Genomic DNA, 14,611 nt, shown 5'->3' on the forward strand with positions numbered 1-14,611 from the left:
GTCTAAATGATGTCCTATTTTCGCTTATTACTTGTGAATAGCAGCTTAGCTTTGTTCTCGTTTTGTGCCCTAGCTGCGCCTCCCGCTTCCTTTTCTCAAGCTAAAAAAGAAGCATTGAAAATCTATCATGATCATCCAGTGAGCTTTTACTGCGGTTGTGACATTGCATGGCAAGGTAAGAAAGGCACGCCCGACTTACAAGCTTGTGGTTACCAAGTTCGCAAACAACAAACTCGCGCCAGCCGTATTGAATGGGAACACGTCGTCCCTGCTTGGCAATTTGGCCACCAGCGTCAGTGCTGGCAACAAGGTGGGCGTAAAAATTGCACCAAAAATGATACTATTTTTCGTTCGATGGAAGCTGACCTTCACAACCTGACGCCGGCGATTGGCGAAGTTAACGGCGATCGTTCAAACTACAATTTCAGTCAGTGGAATGGCGTAGAAGGTGAAAGCTATGGCCGTTGTGAAATGCAGGTCGATTTTAAACAACGCAAAGTCATGCCACCCGATAGAGCACGTGGCTCAATTGCTCGTACCTATCTGTACATGAGCCAAAACTATGGCTTTCAGTTATCCAAGTCCCAAACACAACTAATGCAAGCGTGGAATCGCCAATACCCAGCCGATGAGTGGGAATGCAAACGCGATCAGCGAATTGCCAAAGTTCAAGGCAATCACAACCCATTTGTGCAGCAACAGTGCCGTTCATGAGGTACTTTTTGTGGGCCATTTTCGTGATTGAAACTCGCCCTTGCCCCTTGTTTTTTCAGTGTAAAGCATCCATGTTAATGGCTATTCAACGTCAGGTAGGAACTATCCATGCGTATCCCTAGAATTTATCATCCGACTCCTCTTCAACCCTCAAGCATTATTGCTCTCAATGATGATGCGGCTGGGCATATTGGCCGGGTGTTACGCATGCAAGCGGGCCAAGAAGTACTGCTTTTTGATGGCAGTGGCGCGGAATTTCCAGCGGAAATTACCGAGGTCAGCAAAAAAAATGTGCTGGTCAATGTGTTGAAAAGAGTCGAAAGCAGCTGTGAATCGCCTCTTAATTTACACCTTGGGCAGGTGATCTCGCGTGGAGACAAAATGGAGTTCACCATTCAAAAATCGGTCGAACTTGGCGTCAATACCATCACGCCTTTGATTTCTGAACGTTGCGGCGTGAAATTAGATGCCAAACGTTTTGAGAAAAAACTTGAACAGTGGCAAAAAATTGCAATCAGCGCTTGTGAGCAGTGCGGCCGCAATATAGTGCCGCTGATCCGCCCAATTATGCAGTTGGAAGAGTGGTGTGCCGAACCCAGTGATGCGCTCAAGCTCAACTTACATCCACGTGCGAAGTATTCGATTAATACCCTGCCTCAACCCATCAATAAAGTCCGTTTGTTGATTGGCCCTGAAGGGGGCTTATCAGAATCAGAAATTAGCATGACTGAACAGTACCATTTTGAAGAAACCTTGCTAGGCCCACGCGTACTGCGTACTGAAACTGCGGCCTTAACGGCTATTACTGCTCTTCAAGTTCGCTTTGGCGATCTTGGCTAACCGGAGAAAAACAATGATTAAACTTGGTATCGTCATGGACCCTATCTCGTCCATTAACATCAAAAAAGATTCCAGCTTTGCCATGTTGCTAGAAGCGCAGCGTCGTGGTTATGAAATCCACTATATGGAGATGAATGATCTACACTTAGATCAAGGTGTCGCTTTTGCCGATACCAAAGTGGTGACATTGAAAGAAGATCCGAATGGTTGGTATGAGTTTTTATCTGAGCAAACTATTCCACTGGCTGATCTCGATGCAGTGTTGATGCGTAAAGATCCGCCGTTTGACACTGAATATATCTACGCAACCTACATTCTAGAACGCGCAGAAGAAGCAGGAACATTAATCGTCAATAAGCCGCAAAGCTTACGTGACTGCAATGAGAAACTGTTTACGGCATGGTTCCCTGAACTAACGCCAACCACCATAGTGACGCGTAAAGCGGAAAAAATTAAAGCCTTCCGCGCGCAACATGGTGATGTGATTTTAAAACCGTTAGACGGTATGGGCGGGGCATCTATCTTCCGCGTTAAAGAGGGTGATCCAAACGTATCTGTCATTATCGAAACATTAACTAACCACGGCCAAAACTACTGTATGGCGCAAACTTTTGTACCTGACATCAGCAACGGTGATAAACGTATTTTAGTGGTCGATGGTGAACCAATGCCTTACTGCCTAGCGCGAATTCCGGCACAAGGTGAAACCCGTGGCAATTTGGCAGCTGGTGGCCGTGGTGAAGCGCGTCCGCTAAGCGAAACCGATAAAAAAATTGCTCAAACTATTGCTCCAACATTGAAAGAAAAAGGCTTAATCTTTGTCGGACTTGACGTTATTGGCGACAAGCTCACTGAGATCAACGTGACGAGCCCTACGTGTATTCGTGAAATAGAGGCCGCCTTTGATATCTCAATTACCGGTAAGTTGATGGACGCGATTGAGCGTCGAATCAACAAGTCATGCTGAACTGGGCAAACTCTTGCCCAGTAATTTGCGATAGGTTGGAGGCAGTATGAATCTTACAAATCATTTTTTAGTCGCCATGCCAAGTATGAGAGACCCTTACTTCAAGCACAGTGTTATTTACATCTGTGAGCACAATGAAGAAGGGGCGATGGGCTTGATGATTAATGTGCCGATTGATATCACCGTGGGCGGCATGTTAAACCAAGTCGATGTTGAGCCAAGCTACCCGAAGCTTCAACTTGATAGCCTAAAAAGGCCCGTATTGAATGGCGGTCCTGTTTCTGAAGATCGCGGTTTTATCCTACATCGACCGAAAGATCATTATGAATCCAGCATCCGTATGAGCGATGACATTGCCGTCACCACATCGAAAGATATTTTAGCGGTACTGGGCACGGATGCCGAACCAAGTCACTATCTTGTGGCTCTGGGTTATTCAGGCTGGGAGCCCGGTCAACTTGAGTTAGAGCTGGCTGAAAATTCTTGGTTAACCATTGAGGCCGATCCAGATGTTATCTTTAATACGCCCATTCACGATAAGTGGAATCAGGCGATTAAAAAACTCGGCATTGACCCCATCCAACTCTCAGCACAAGCTGGGCATGCTTAACTTTTACGGCTCTAACCTTTACGGCTCTAACTAGGTAACGCGCCTTTTTAGAGCCTTCGTTGCACCATTCAAGATACTGATTATGACATCCAGAACCATTATGGCTTTTGACTTTGGCACCAAAAGCATCGGCAGTGCGATTGGCCAAGAAGTTACAGGCACCGCATCGCCACTTAAAGCCTTTAAAGCCAATGACGGAATTCCACATTGGGAAGAGATCGAAAAGCAGATCAAAGAGTGGCAACCCCATTTATTGGTGGTAGGGCTACCAACAGATTTGCACGGCAAAGCATTAGAAACCATTACCCCACGAGCCAAAAAATTTGCGCAGCGTTTACACGGGCGCTTTGGCTTAGCCGTCGAGATGCATGACGAACGGCTTTCAACCCGGGAAGCCCGCGCCGACTTGTTTGCCATGGGCGGCTATAAGGCGCTGAGCAAAGGCAATGTCGATTGCCAATCAGCTGTAGTGATCTTAGAGAGCTGGTTTGAAGCGCAATGGGGCGCGTAACTTAACCTCGCGTAACTTAACTTTAATACAGCGGTGCAGCACAATCCCGAATCGAGTTCGGGATTGTTCGTCTTAAACTGCGACTATTCCATATCAATCTGCACGTTATCCAATGTGCCACTGCTGATCCCTTCGCCACGCTTTGTTTTTAACATTAAACGTAAATCGTTAGCCGAGTCAGCGCTGTGCAGTGCATCTTGTTCACTGATTTTGTCCTCAACGACCAGTTGATACAGTGCTTGGTCAAAAGTCTGCATCCCCACTTCTTTTGATTTGCCCATCGTCGCTTTCAATTCGTGCAGATCACCGCGGCGAATCAAATCGGAAATTCGAGGACTGTTGAGTAAAATCTCAAACACACCATGTCGTCCCTTGCCATTTTTATCGCGGATCAACTGCTGCCCCACGACGCCTTTGAGGTTCATCGACAGATCAAACAAAAACTGCTCTTTTTGCTCTTTAGGAACCAAATGCAAAATTCGCTCAAGCGCTTGGTTGGCATTGTTAGCATGTAACGTTGCCATACATAAATGACCTGTCTCGGCAAAGGTCATCGCATATTCCATCGTTTCACGTGAACGGATCTCACCAATTAAAATCATATCAGGGGCTTGGCGCAGCGAGTTTTTCAGCGCCACTTCGTAACTCTCGGTATCCAACCCCACTTCTCGCTGGGTCACAATGCAACGCTGATGCTCATGCACAAACTCAATCGGATCTTCCACTGTTAAAATATGCCCAGTTCGGTGCGAGTTACGATAGCCCGTCATGGCCGCCATGGTGGTCGATTTTCCCGACCCCGTCGCGCCTACCACCAGCACCAGCCCACGCTTTGCAATCGAGAGATCTTGCAACACACCCGGTAACTTTAATTCTTCAAAAGTGGGGATATGAGTTTCAATACGGCGGATCACCGCACCGGGCAGCTCACGCTGAAAAAAAGCACTGACACGAAAACGGCCAATCTCTCTCACCACTGCAAAATTGGCTTCACGTGTGCGTTGAAATTCACGGCGGCGATCCTCATCCATCATGGCATCTAACAACGCCATCACCTGCGTTTGGGATAACTTTTCGCCATGAGCTCTTAACTCTCCATCGACGCGAAATAACACTGGCGCTCCTACGGTGAGGTACAAGTCGGAAGCTTTTTGAGTCAACATACCCTCAAGACATTGGTTCAGTTCCATGAGCTCTCTCTTAAAATGGTGATGAATTGACTTCCAGTTTTTTCTGCACTTCTTCTTGATCGACAATACCTTGCGCAATCAACTGTTTGGAATTCTGTTCCATGGTTTGCATGCCATGCGCCGCACCCGTTTGGATAATGGAGTACATCTGTGCAACCTTATCCTCGCGGATCAAGTTACGAATCGCTGGAGTGGCAAGCATAATTTCATGACATGCGACGCGGCCCCCACCTAAACGTTTTAGCAGCTTTTGCGCAATCACGGCTCGCAATGATTCAGAGAGCATTGAACGAACCATCTCTTTATCACTACCGGGAAACACATCAATGATCCGGTCGATGGTTTTCGCCGCAGAGCTGGTATGTAACGTGCCAAACACTAAATGCCCGGTTTCAGCCGCGGTTAACGCTAAGCTGATGGTTTCTTGATCGCGCAGCTCACCGACCAAGATTACATCCGGATCTTCGCGCAGCGCCGAGCGTAGCGCCGCTTTAAAACTGTGGGTATCTCGGTGTACTTCACGTTGGTTAACCAAACATTTATTGTTGCTATGCACAAACTCAATGGGGTCTTCAATGGTTAAAATGTGTTTGTTGTGATGAGAATTAATGTAATCAACCATTGCTGCCAGTGTGGTCGATTTACCCGACCCTGTTGGCCCAGTCACCAGCACCAATCCTTTCTCATAATTGGCGATTTTATTAAAAATGTCAGGTGCTTGTAGTTCTTCCAAGGTTGGGATCACCGTAGGAATCGTCCGGAAAACCGCAGAGCAGCCACGAGATTGATGGAAAGCATTGACACGAAAACGCCCTACATTAGGCAGCTCAAATGAGAAATCCACTTCCAGTTTCTCTTCAAATTCACTACGCTGAGCATCGTTCATGATCTCAAAAATCAAACGATGCACGTCAGCATGAGTAAAAGCAGGCACTCCGAGCTTTCTTACTTCACCATCTATCCGTACCATAGGTGGAACACCTGCAGATAGGTGTAGATCCGAAGCGTTGTGCTTTACACTAAAATCCAGTAGCTCAGCGATATCCATTTAATTTCCTTAGTAAAGTCAGGCTATGAGTAGTATTCAACAAAACATTGAACAGATCACTTCACAAATTGAAAGTGCACAACAAAAGTGTGGACGCGCTCGAGAGAGAGTGCAACTTTTAGCGGTCAGTAAGACCAAACCTGTCGAGGCGATTCTAGAAGCAGCGCGCGCTGGGCAACGTTTATTTGGTGAAAACTATGTGCAAGAGGGCGCGGATAAAGTTCAATACTTCAATACCTTGCACCCCGAACTGGATTTAGAATGGCACTTTATCGGCCCAATTCAGTCCAATAAATCGCGCATTGTGGCCGAGAACTTTGCTTGGGTGCATACGGTGGATCGAAGTAAAATTGCCCAGCGTTTAAATGATCAACGCCCAGCAGGCATGCCACCACTACAGGTCTTGATTCAAGTCAACACCAGCGGCGAAAGCTCGAAATCGGGCATTGGTGAACACGAAATAGTTGAGTTGGCAGAGTTGATATCCGCGTTACCCAACCTCACGTTAAGAGGACTGATGTCTATTCCTGAGAATGTCCCCGATTACGCTGCGCAACTTGCCGCATTTCAAAAACTGGCGAGCTTACAAGCGCAATTGTCTGAACGGTTTTCAGGGTTAGATACGCTCTCAATGGGCATGAGTGGCGACATGCAAGCGGCGATTGAAGCTGGTAGCACTATGGTGAGAATCGGCACCGCTATTTTTGGTGCGCGTGATTACGCTTAGCACTGGCTTATCTATCAACCACATAATAATCAATCAGCGACAAGCAATTAGAGGTCAGCAGATGCAGCAGAGAAACATCACTTTTATCGGTGCAGGCAATATGGCCAAAGCAATTATTGCAGGCTTAGTCGCCAGCGGTTATCCAGCTGATAGAATTACCGCGACCGCACCGTCAGAAACAAGACGCAAACCACTGGAAAGTGCTTATGGCATTCACACCACCAGCGATAATCTTGCCGCAGCGCAGCAAGCCGATGTGGTGGTACTGGCGGTCAAACCGCAGTTGATGGCCAGTGTCTGTCAACCTTTGCAATCCATTGATTTTAGAAATAAGTTGGTGATCTCCATTGCAGCAGGTGTTTCTGCGGCGCGCCTTAATGAGATGCTGGCAACCGAACTACAACTAGTACGCGCCATGCCCAATACACCTTCGCTGATCAATCGAGGCATGAGCGGTCTATTTGCCGCTCCAAGCGTATCAGAGCAAGACAAACGCTTTACCGCACAATTGCTACAAGCCGTTGGTGAAGTGTGCTGGGTTGAAAACGAGTCCGCCATTAATGGCATCATCGCCGCTGCAGGCAGTGCACCTGCCTACTTCTTTTTGTTTATGGAAGCGATGCAAAATGAAGCCATCGCTCAAGGCTTTGATAAAGAAACGGCCCGTTTGTTAGTACAACAAGCGGCGTTAGGCGCAGCCGAAATGGTGGTGGCAAACCCTGAGATTGAACTCTCGACATTGCGTGAACAAGTGACCTCCAAAGGCGGCACCACCGCCGAGGCGATTCGCACCTTTAACGAGCATCAACTTGCCAATATCGTTGCACAAGCGATGCAAGCGGCCGTAACTCGTGCACAAGAAATGGAAAAACTGTTTTAATCCTAGTGGCGTTTCACTAAGCTATAGCGCAAAAGCGCAAACGACACTCTACTCATATTAAGGGCTAGCTATGAATTCAATGAGTTTTTTGATCTCCACCCTGTTTGATCTGTACATCATGGTCGTAATTTTACGTATCTGGTTACAAGCAGCGCGTGCCGATTTCTATAACCCATTCTCCCAGTTTATCGTCAAAGCAACACAACCTGTGGTTGGCCCACTGCGCCGAGCGATTCCATCCATTGGTAGCCTAGATTTGGCCACGGTTCTCTTTGCGTACGTACTGTGCGTATTGAAATTTATTGCCTTAATGCTGGTGGCATCAGGTGGTGCAGTTAGTTTTAGCGTCTACTTTTTATTCTTAGGCTTACTCTCGTTAGTCAAAGCCGCTGGCGGTTTACTGTTCTGGGTACTGTTGATCCGCGCTATTCTTAGTTGGGTTAGCCAAGGCCGAAGCCCGATTGAATATGTATTTCATCAATTAACCGAGCCGATGCTTGCGCCGATCCGTCGTATTCTACCAGCGATGGGTGGTTTTGATTTAAGTGTATTGGTGCTGTTTATTGTGCTGCAGTTTGCGAACTTCCTAATGGGCGATTTTATTGGCCCAGTATGGTATCAGTTGTAATGTCATCTGCTGTTTGGCAAGAGGGAGAGGATCTAATCCTCAAGCTCTACATCCAACCCAAAGCAAGCCGCGATAGTATCGTCGGCTTGCATGGTGAGGAACTCAAAATTGCCATCACCGCACCGCCTGTTGATGGCAAAGCCAACGCGCATTTAACCAAATTCTTGGCTAAACAATTTAAAGTCGCCAAAGGTTTAATCGAGATAGAAAAAGGGGAATTGGGACGCCATAAACAAGTCCGAATTCATTCACCTCAAGTGATACCACAGCCGATTGAAGCCATCTTGTGATGGCTTTTTATTTAGCCCACTCTGTTTTGTAAGGAGCACCACATGCGTAAATGGATGATAGCGTTTGTTATAGCCTTTATTTCGCTACCCACACTCGCCGAGCAGTTTCAAACCATCAAGAATGTTGAAGTTCACTACTCAGCTTTCAACTCAACATTTTTAACGCCACAAGTGGCGCGCAGTTATCAGTTAAAACGTAATGGTTACTCGGCTATTTTAAACATCAGCGTATTAGATAACTCGGCCTTAGGTAAACCAGCTATGGAAGCGACACTCAAAGGCAATGCGAAAAACCTAATCGGTCAGGTACGTGAACTTGAATTTAAACAATTTAAAGAGGGCAACGCGATTTATTACCTCGCTGAATTCCCCATTACCAATGAAGAGAATTTGAGTTTTGACATTGAGGTTGATGCGGGCTTAAAAGGCACCGGTAAGCTTAAATTCACCCAAAAATTCTACGTCGAAGAATAGAGAAATAGTGCAATGAAAAAAATAGTATTAGCCACAGGAAACCAAGGCAAAGTGCGCGAAATGGCTGATCTGCTGGTTGATTTCGGTTTTGATGTGGTGGCGCAAACAGAATTAAACGTCCCAGAAGCCGAGGAAACTGGCACCACCTTTATTGAAAATGCGATCATCAAAGCACGACATGCTGCCAAAATCACTGGCTTACCTGCGATTGCCGATGACTCCGGCTTAGAAGTGGATTATCTGCAAGGCGCTCCGGGGATTTACTCGGCGCGCTACGCTGGTGAAAATGCCAGTGACCAACAAAACCTAGAAAAATTATTAGCGGTAATGGAAGGTGTACCAGACGAACAACGCACCGCTCGTTTTCATTGCGTGCTGGTTTTCATGCGTCACGAAAATGACCCAACACCATTGGTCTGCCATGGTACGTGGCAAGGTCGCATCTTGCACCAAGCTCACGGCTGTAACGGTTTTGGTTATGATCCGATCTTCTTTGTCCCTGAAGATAACTGCGCTTCAGCTGAACTGCTACCTGCACGTAAAAAGCAGCTTTCACATCGTGGCAAAGCGCTAAAAATGCTATTTAAAACCTTAAGCGAGCAAAATTCATAATGTTGCAACCACCCGCGCTGAGTTTGTACGTGCACATCCCGTGGTGTGTACAAAAATGCCCCTATTGTGATTTTAACTCTCACGCGCTAAAGCACGATATTCCTGAACGTGAATACATTGATGCGCTATTGGAGGATCTCGATACCGATATCGCCAAATACCGCCTTGCAGACCATCCTCGCCCATTGCATTCCATTTTTATTGGCGGTGGTACACCGAGTCTTTTTTCTGCTGAAGGTATTGCTCGCCTGCTGCAAGGCATTGAAGCGCGTATTGCGTTTAAGCCTGGGATTGAAATCACCATGGAGGCCAACCCGGGCACGGTAGAAGCTGACCGTTTTGTTGGATATCGACAAGCAGGGGTGACGCGCATCTCGATTGGTGTACAAAGTTTTGAGCCACAAAAACTGGCACGTTTAGGGCGAATTCATGGTCAGCAAGAGGCGGTTAATGCCGCTCAATTAGCTCATCAAATTGGCTTAAACAGCTTCAACTTAGATTTGATGCATGGCTTACCCGATCAAAATTGTAAACAAGCGCTGGCCGATTTAGACAAAGCGATTGCACTAAACCCACCTCATCTTTCTTGGTATCAACTGACCATTGAACCTAATACGGTTTTCTACTTTAAACCGCCTATTTTGCCAGATGATGACGCACTGTGGGATATTTTTGAGCTGGGTCACCAAAAATTGGCCGCCGCTGGGTACGTGCAGTATGAAATTTCTGGCTATAGCAAACCCGGCTATCAATGCCAACACAACTTAAATTACTGGCGCTTTGGTGATTATCTGGGGATTGGTTGTGGCGCGCATGGCAAGCTCAGCTTTAACGACGGGCGTATTGTACGCACCACTAAGGTGAAGCATCCGCGTGGCTATCTCAATTTACTCAAACCTTACTTGGATGACGAATTTGAAGTCGCCGCTGCGGATCGCCCTTTTGAATTCTTCATGAACCGCTTTCGCTTGATGGAACCTTGTCCGAAACAAGACTTTGTTGAAACAACTGGATTAAGTTTAAGCGTGATTCAGCCAACGATAGATTGGGCACTAGCCGAACACTATTTAACGCAAACCGAAAGTCACTGGCAAATCACAGAAAAAGGAAAACTGTTTCTTAATGACTTGCTCGAAGCCTTTATGGCTGACGACTAAAAAGATAAACCCAAGAGATTGGCTAACCTAATCGGTAGCCAATCTTTTGCCAAAAGCACGGGCTGTCAGAGAATATTGAACTTAAAAGATAGAGCGACCAATACGCTCAGCCAAGAGTTCTAACATCTTAGTGCCCGCTAAAGAATTACCTGACGCATCAAGCTCTGGCGACCAAACCGCAATCGTCATCTCCCCAGGAACAACAGCAATAATACCGCCACCTACGCCCGATTTACCCGGCATGCCAACACGATAAGCGAACTCTCCCGCGCCATCATACAAACCGCAAGTCGCCAATAAGGCATTGATCTGCTTACTTTGTGTCGGCGTTACTATCGCTTCCTTGGTATGCACGGACACCCCTTTATTCGCCAGATAACTGAAGGTTTTCGCTAATTGAACACAGCTCATTTTAAGTGAACAAGCGTGAAAATAGTTGTGCAGCACCGGGATAACGTCATTATCAAAATTACCAAACGATCGCATCAAATAGGCGATGGCAGCATTGCGATCGCTGTGCATCATTTCTGAAGCTGCTACCACTTTGTCGTATACGATGCCCTCTTCACCCGACAACTGACGTACAAACTCCAGTAAGCGCTGCCGAGGGGCTGATAAACGGCTATGCAGCATATCCGCCACCACAATAGCTCCAGCATTGATAAAAGGATTACGCGGAATGCCCTGCTCCATTTCAAGCTGGATCATCGAATTAAACGCTTGGCCTGAAGGTTCTTTTCCGACACGAAGCCATAGCTCTTCTGGTTTATAAAGCATCATAGCAAGCGTTAAGCTCAAAGCTTTAGAGATGGATTGAATTGAGAATCCTTCCGTAGCATCTCCAGCCGAAATCACTTCACCTTGATTGGTGTAAACCGCGATCGCCAGCTTGTTATTCGGTACTTTAGCTAAAGCAGGAATGTAATCGGCGACTTTTCCTTTGCCGATCAGTGGGCGAACCTCACACAAAATATCAGCAAGTAGATTGGGTGTTAGCTTCATGGGTGACCTTACCTCGGGTGAGAAATGTTTTTCTCTATTTTTATAATGATTTTCGTAGGGCGCTAAGGCCGAAAAAGCCAACATTACAACAATGTTGGCTTTTCTTTAATCGCTAATTTTGTTGCAGCAACAAAAGTGAGTCGTTACGCGGTGCGTTTATATTTTATATCCCATACACCATGACCTAAACGGTGACCACGCGCTTCAAATTTAGTCAAAGGACGCTCTTCTGGACGAGGAATATAGTCACCTTCTGCGGCAATATTGGCAAAGCCCGGCGCTTGATTCATCACTTCAATCATATGCTCAGCGTAGTTTTCCCAATCGGTCGCCATATGAAAGATGCCCTCTTCCATTTTTAGTTTTTGACGCACCATTTCCGCAAATTCTAACTGCACAATGCGGCGCTTATGGTGACGTTTTTTGTGCCAAGGATCAGGGAAGAACAGTTGCAGTGTATGCAGGCTACCATCAGGGATCATGTGTTCAAATACTTCCACTGCATCATGGCACATCACGCGTAAATTAGTCACGCCAGCATCACGAGCGGCTGACAAACAGGCGCCAACACCTGGGCTATGCACTTCAATACCAAAGAAGTTTTTTTGCGGTGCATTTTTAGCCATTTCAACTAATGAAGCGCCCATACCAAAACCGATTTCTAAAACCACCGGGTTATCGTTACCAAAAACCGCCGCCCAATCGAGCAATTGTGGCTGGAAATCAATACCCATTGTTGGCCAACATTCATTCATTGCCGCTTCTTGGCCTTTGGTTAATCGACCCTCACGACGAACGAAACTACGGATTCGACGCAGTATTTTGCCTTCTTCGGTATATTCGTTGGTGGTTACTTCACTCATTGATCTTGCCTGCACATTGATTAATCAAAGCGGGGATTATCCAAAGAATTATTCTCGGTGCAAGTGTTATCGAAATAAACTTGTTGGATAAATCCACACAATTTGTCCGTTTTACAACGTCACATTTATGTGGTGCAATTTTGCTCCACTAAAACTATAAACCAAAGAGCCTGTCGTGACACCTTTCGCTAACGCCATTTTAAAATGGTATGACGCCTATGGGCGCAAACATTTGCCGTGGCAACAAAACAAAACGGCCTACAGCGTTTGGCTGTCGGAAATTATGCTCCAACAAACTCAAGTCGCCACGGTGATCCCTTATTTCGAACGCTTCATGCAACGCTTTCCAACCGTGATTGATTTGGCCAATGCAGAACAAGACGAGGTACTGCACCTATGGACCGGCCTTGGTTATTACGCACGTGCGCGCAATCTACACAAAGCAGCCAAAATAGTGGCCAGCGAATATGGCGGTGAGTTTCCCCTTGATATCGAACAGATGAATGCTCTACCGGGTATTGGCCGCTCAACCGCTGCGGCGGTGCTTTCTTCGGTTTACAAGCAGCCGCACGCCATTTTAGATGGTAACGTAAAGCGTACTTTAGCCCGCTGCTTTGCTGTCGAAGGCTGGTCGGGGCAAAAAAAAGTTGAAACTCAGTTGTGGCAACATGCCGAACAAAATACGCCAGCGCAAGATGTTGATAAATATAACCAAGCCATGATGGATATGGGGGCGATGGTCTGCACACGCAGCAAACCGAAATGCACGCTCTGCCCAGTTGAATCTTTTTGCATCGCCAATAAACAAAATAACCCACTCGATTATCCGGGCAAAAAACCAAAAACAGAGAAACCAACCAAACAAACTTGGTTTGTGATGCTGCACCATAACCATCAAGTATGGTTAGAACAGCGCCCTCAAAGTGGAATTTGGGGTGGATTATTTTGCTTCCCTGAAAACCCCAATAGCGCCATCGAAGATCAACTTGATCACAGAGCCATCAAAGAGAGCGCTATCCGCTCTATTCGCCCACTCATCGCTTTTCGCCACACGTTTAGCCATTATCATTTAGAGATCACACCGATCTTGGTGGAGTTATCTCAACAACCGAACATCATCATGGAAGCAAGCAAAGGTCTTTGGTATAACTTAGCCCAACCGGAACAAATCGGCTTAGCCGCTCCTGTAAAACAGTTGCTAGAAAGCCTTCCATTTGAAATTAACCCTTAAAACACCGAAGAGGAAGTGACCATGAGCCGCACTGTATTTTGTGCTCGACTAAATAAAGAAGCTGACGGTTTGGATTTTCAACTGTACCCAGGTGAATTGGGTAAACGTATTTTTGACAACATCTCAAAAGAGGCTTGGGCACAATGGCAGCATAAGCAAACCATGCTGATCAACGAGAAAAAACTCAATATGATGGACCCTGAACATCGTAAATTGCTGGAAACCGAAATGACCAACTTCCTATTTGAAGGAAAAGAGGTCCATATCGAAGGCTACACGCCACCAAGCAAATAAGAGATACCTTATTTATTTCGAGGATAATCAATGACATCATGGTAAACGCTCTGATGTCATTTTTGTATTGGGAAGATAATGAGAAAGCTGACTTACTTTTTTATTGCAATGCTACTGGCCGGTTGTAGCCGAGAATTAGTTGAACGCATATACAGCGTCGACTATGAGCCGACTAACCGTTTTGCCAAAAACTTAGCGCAATTACCCGGGCAATTTGTCAAAGATACCGCCGCCTTAGATGCACTGATCAGCAGTTTTTCTGGCAACATTGAGAAACGCTGGGGCAGTAAAGAGATCAAAGTCGCCGGTAAAAGCAACTATGTAAAATACATCGATAATTACCTGAGTCGTTCCGAAGTCAATTTCTCCACGGGAACCATTATTATCGAAACAGTTTCCCCAACTGACCCCAAAAAACATCTGCGCAATGCCATTATTACCACCTTGCTCACGCCTGATGATCCCGCACACGTTGACCTTTTCTCTTCACAAAATATCGAATTGAATGGTCAGCCATTTTTGTACAACCAAGTGCTTGATCAAGATAAACAACCGATCCAGTGGGGTTGGCGC

Annotated in this window: 19 protein-coding genes; 15 read left to right on the plus strand and 4 right to left on the minus strand. The window is 46.3% G+C overall.

All coding sequences use genetic code 11. The features are described from left to right. Positions 1 to 6 precede the first annotated feature (6 nt). The 5 genes from endA to ruvX all read left to right on the plus strand — a co-directional run bounded on the left by endA (position 7) and on the right by ruvX (position 3,642). Positions 7 to 714, plus strand: coding sequence for a deoxyribonuclease I (endA, locus tag AACQ17_RS16205; RefSeq protein ID WP_013857813.1), 708 nt, complete (start codon positions 7 to 9; stop codon positions 712 to 714). Between the two features lie 108 nt (positions 715 to 822). Then, positions 823 to 1,554: a 16S rRNA (uracil(1498)-N(3))-methyltransferase gene (rsmE, locus tag AACQ17_RS16210; RefSeq protein WP_013857814.1), complete on the plus strand. Its 732-nt coding sequence runs from the start codon at positions 823 to 825 to the stop codon at positions 1,552 to 1,554. A 13-nt stretch (positions 1,555 to 1,567) separates the two neighbouring features. Next, the gene (gene gshB / locus AACQ17_RS16215) at positions 1,568 to 2,521 is read left to right on the plus strand and encodes a glutathione synthase (RefSeq protein WP_040122940.1); all 954 of its coding nucleotides are present in this window, start codon (positions 1,568 to 1,570) and stop codon (positions 2,519 to 2,521) included. A 46-nt stretch (positions 2,522 to 2,567) separates the two neighbouring features. Continuing rightward, a complete protein-coding gene (locus AACQ17_RS16220; protein WP_013857816.1) occupies positions 2,568 to 3,131 on the plus strand; it encodes a YqgE/AlgH family protein in 564 nt (187 codons plus the stop codon). Positions 3,132 to 3,213: 82 nt separating this feature from the next. After that, positions 3,214 to 3,642: a Holliday junction resolvase RuvX gene (gene ruvX, locus AACQ17_RS16225; RefSeq protein WP_017045508.1), complete on the plus strand. Its 429-nt coding sequence runs from the start codon at positions 3,214 to 3,216 to the stop codon at positions 3,640 to 3,642. 83 nt (positions 3,643 to 3,725) lie between these two features. On the opposite strand, the gene AACQ17_RS16230 is transcribed toward ruvX, so the two are convergent. Next, entirely contained in the window at positions 3,726 to 4,832 is a 1,107-nt protein-coding gene (locus AACQ17_RS16230; RefSeq protein WP_017048293.1) for a PilT/PilU family type 4a pilus ATPase, read from the minus strand. Between the two features lie 10 nt (positions 4,833 to 4,842). Next, the gene (locus AACQ17_RS16235) at positions 4,843 to 5,880 is read right to left on the minus strand and encodes a type IV pilus twitching motility protein PilT (RefSeq protein WP_013857819.1); all 1,038 of its coding nucleotides are present in this window, start codon (positions 5,878 to 5,880) and stop codon (positions 4,843 to 4,845) included. Positions 5,881 to 5,905: 25 nt separating this feature from the next. Between AACQ17_RS16235 and AACQ17_RS16240 the strand changes: the two genes are divergently transcribed. The 7 genes from AACQ17_RS16240 to hemW all read left to right on the plus strand — a co-directional run bounded on the left by AACQ17_RS16240 (position 5,906) and on the right by hemW (position 10,648). After that, positions 5,906 to 6,607: a YggS family pyridoxal phosphate-dependent enzyme gene (locus AACQ17_RS16240; protein WP_017048292.1), complete on the plus strand. Its 702-nt coding sequence runs from the start codon at positions 5,906 to 5,908 to the stop codon at positions 6,605 to 6,607. Between the two features lie 61 nt (positions 6,608 to 6,668). Further along, positions 6,669 to 7,487, plus strand: coding sequence for a pyrroline-5-carboxylate reductase (gene proC / locus AACQ17_RS16245; protein ID WP_026028958.1), 819 nt, complete (start codon positions 6,669 to 6,671; stop codon positions 7,485 to 7,487). A gap of 70 nt (positions 7,488 to 7,557) precedes the next feature. Then, the gene (locus AACQ17_RS16250) at positions 7,558 to 8,115 is read left to right on the plus strand and encodes a YggT family protein (RefSeq protein ID WP_010320643.1); all 558 of its coding nucleotides are present in this window, start codon (positions 7,558 to 7,560) and stop codon (positions 8,113 to 8,115) included. Next, entirely contained in the window at positions 8,115 to 8,405 is a 291-nt protein-coding gene (gene yggU, locus AACQ17_RS16255) for a DUF167 family protein YggU (protein ID WP_026028229.1), read from the plus strand. The genes AACQ17_RS16250 and yggU overlap by 1 nt, the downstream gene beginning before the upstream one ends. A 42-nt stretch (positions 8,406 to 8,447) precedes the next feature. Further along, entirely contained in the window at positions 8,448 to 8,879 is a 432-nt protein-coding gene (locus AACQ17_RS16260; protein ID WP_013857823.1) for a DUF4426 domain-containing protein, read from the plus strand. Between the two features lie 12 nt (positions 8,880 to 8,891). Beyond that, complete coding sequence (locus tag AACQ17_RS16265; protein WP_013857824.1) at positions 8,892 to 9,491, plus strand: XTP/dITP diphosphatase; 600 nt, start codon at positions 8,892 to 8,894, stop codon at positions 9,489 to 9,491. Beyond that, positions 9,491 to 10,648, plus strand: coding sequence for a radical SAM family heme chaperone HemW (gene hemW / locus AACQ17_RS16270; protein WP_094147701.1), 1,158 nt, complete (start codon positions 9,491 to 9,493; stop codon positions 10,646 to 10,648). The genes AACQ17_RS16265 and hemW overlap by 1 nt, the downstream gene beginning before the upstream one ends. 81 nt (positions 10,649 to 10,729) lie before the next feature. Here hemW and glsB read toward each other — a convergent pair whose 3' ends face one another. Beyond that, positions 10,730 to 11,650, minus strand: a complete 921-nt coding sequence (glsB, locus tag AACQ17_RS16275) for a glutaminase B (protein ID WP_026028230.1) — start codon at positions 11,648 to 11,650, stop codon at positions 10,730 to 10,732. 143 nt (positions 11,651 to 11,793) lie between these two features. Continuing rightward, positions 11,794 to 12,513 carry a tRNA (guanosine(46)-N7)-methyltransferase TrmB gene (trmB, locus tag AACQ17_RS16280; protein WP_026027213.1) on the minus strand — a complete coding sequence of 240 codons (720 nt, stop codon included), beginning with the start codon at positions 12,511 to 12,513 and terminating at the stop codon, positions 11,794 to 11,796. A 175-nt stretch (positions 12,514 to 12,688) separates the two neighbouring features. Here trmB and mutY point away from each other — a divergent pair, with 175 nt between their 5' ends. The 3 genes from mutY to AACQ17_RS16295 all read left to right on the plus strand — a co-directional run. Beyond that, the gene (mutY, locus tag AACQ17_RS16285; protein WP_094147700.1) at positions 12,689 to 13,744 is read left to right on the plus strand and encodes an A/G-specific adenine glycosylase; all 1,056 of its coding nucleotides are present in this window, start codon (positions 12,689 to 12,691) and stop codon (positions 13,742 to 13,744) included. A 21-nt stretch (positions 13,745 to 13,765) separates the two neighbouring features. Continuing rightward, complete coding sequence (locus AACQ17_RS16290) at positions 13,766 to 14,038, plus strand: oxidative damage protection protein (RefSeq protein ID WP_010320634.1); 273 nt, start codon at positions 13,766 to 13,768, stop codon at positions 14,036 to 14,038. Between the two features lie 78 nt (positions 14,039 to 14,116). Continuing rightward, positions 14,117 to 14,611: murein transglycosylase domain-containing protein (locus AACQ17_RS16295; RefSeq protein ID WP_141201443.1), on the plus strand; the 495-nt coding region annotated here is incomplete at its 3' end.

The organism is Vibrio sp. V10_P2A27P122, from assembly GCF_963874335.1.
Classification (GTDB): Bacteria; Pseudomonadota; Gammaproteobacteria; order Enterobacterales; family Vibrionaceae; genus Vibrio; species Vibrio anguillarum.

Excerpts from the sequence above, each read along its gene's own strand:
- endA (WP_013857813.1), top strand. The coding sequence starts at position 7 with ATGATGTCCTATTTTCGCTTATTACTTGTGAATAGCAGCTTAGCTTTG.
- rsmE (WP_013857814.1), top strand. The coding sequence starts at position 823 with ATGCGTATCCCTAGAATTTATCATCCGACTCCTCTTCAACCCTCAAGC.
- gshB (WP_040122940.1), top strand. The coding sequence starts at position 1,568 with ATGATTAAACTTGGTATCGTCATGGACCCTATCTCGTCCATTAACATC.
- AACQ17_RS16220 (WP_013857816.1), top strand. The coding sequence starts at position 2,568 with ATGAATCTTACAAATCATTTTTTAGTCGCCATGCCAAGTATGAGAGAC.
- ruvX (WP_017045508.1), top strand. The coding sequence starts at position 3,214 with ATGACATCCAGAACCATTATGGCTTTTGACTTTGGCACCAAAAGCATC.
- AACQ17_RS16230 (WP_017048293.1), bottom strand. The coding sequence starts at position 4,832 with ATGGAACTGAACCAATGTCTTGAGGGTATGTTGACTCAAAAAGCTTCC.
- AACQ17_RS16235 (WP_013857819.1), bottom strand. The coding sequence starts at position 5,880 with ATGGATATCGCTGAGCTACTGGATTTTAGTGTAAAGCACAACGCTTCG.
- AACQ17_RS16240 (WP_017048292.1), top strand. The coding sequence starts at position 5,906 with ATGAGTAGTATTCAACAAAACATTGAACAGATCACTTCACAAATTGAA.
- proC (WP_026028958.1), top strand. The coding sequence starts at position 6,669 with ATGCAGCAGAGAAACATCACTTTTATCGGTGCAGGCAATATGGCCAAA.
- AACQ17_RS16250 (WP_010320643.1), top strand. The coding sequence starts at position 7,558 with ATGAATTCAATGAGTTTTTTGATCTCCACCCTGTTTGATCTGTACATC.
- yggU (WP_026028229.1), top strand. The coding sequence starts at position 8,115 with ATGTCATCTGCTGTTTGGCAAGAGGGAGAGGATCTAATCCTCAAGCTC.
- AACQ17_RS16260 (WP_013857823.1), top strand. The coding sequence starts at position 8,448 with ATGCGTAAATGGATGATAGCGTTTGTTATAGCCTTTATTTCGCTACCC.
- AACQ17_RS16265 (WP_013857824.1), top strand. The coding sequence starts at position 8,892 with ATGAAAAAAATAGTATTAGCCACAGGAAACCAAGGCAAAGTGCGCGAA.
- hemW (WP_094147701.1), top strand. The coding sequence starts at position 9,491 with ATGTTGCAACCACCCGCGCTGAGTTTGTACGTGCACATCCCGTGGTGT.
- glsB (WP_026028230.1), bottom strand. The coding sequence starts at position 11,650 with ATGAAGCTAACACCCAATCTACTTGCTGATATTTTGTGTGAGGTTCGC.
- trmB (WP_026027213.1), bottom strand. The coding sequence starts at position 12,513 with ATGAGTGAAGTAACCACCAACGAATATACCGAAGAAGGCAAAATACTG.
- AACQ17_RS16290 (WP_010320634.1), top strand. The coding sequence starts at position 13,766 with ATGAGCCGCACTGTATTTTGTGCTCGACTAAATAAAGAAGCTGACGGT.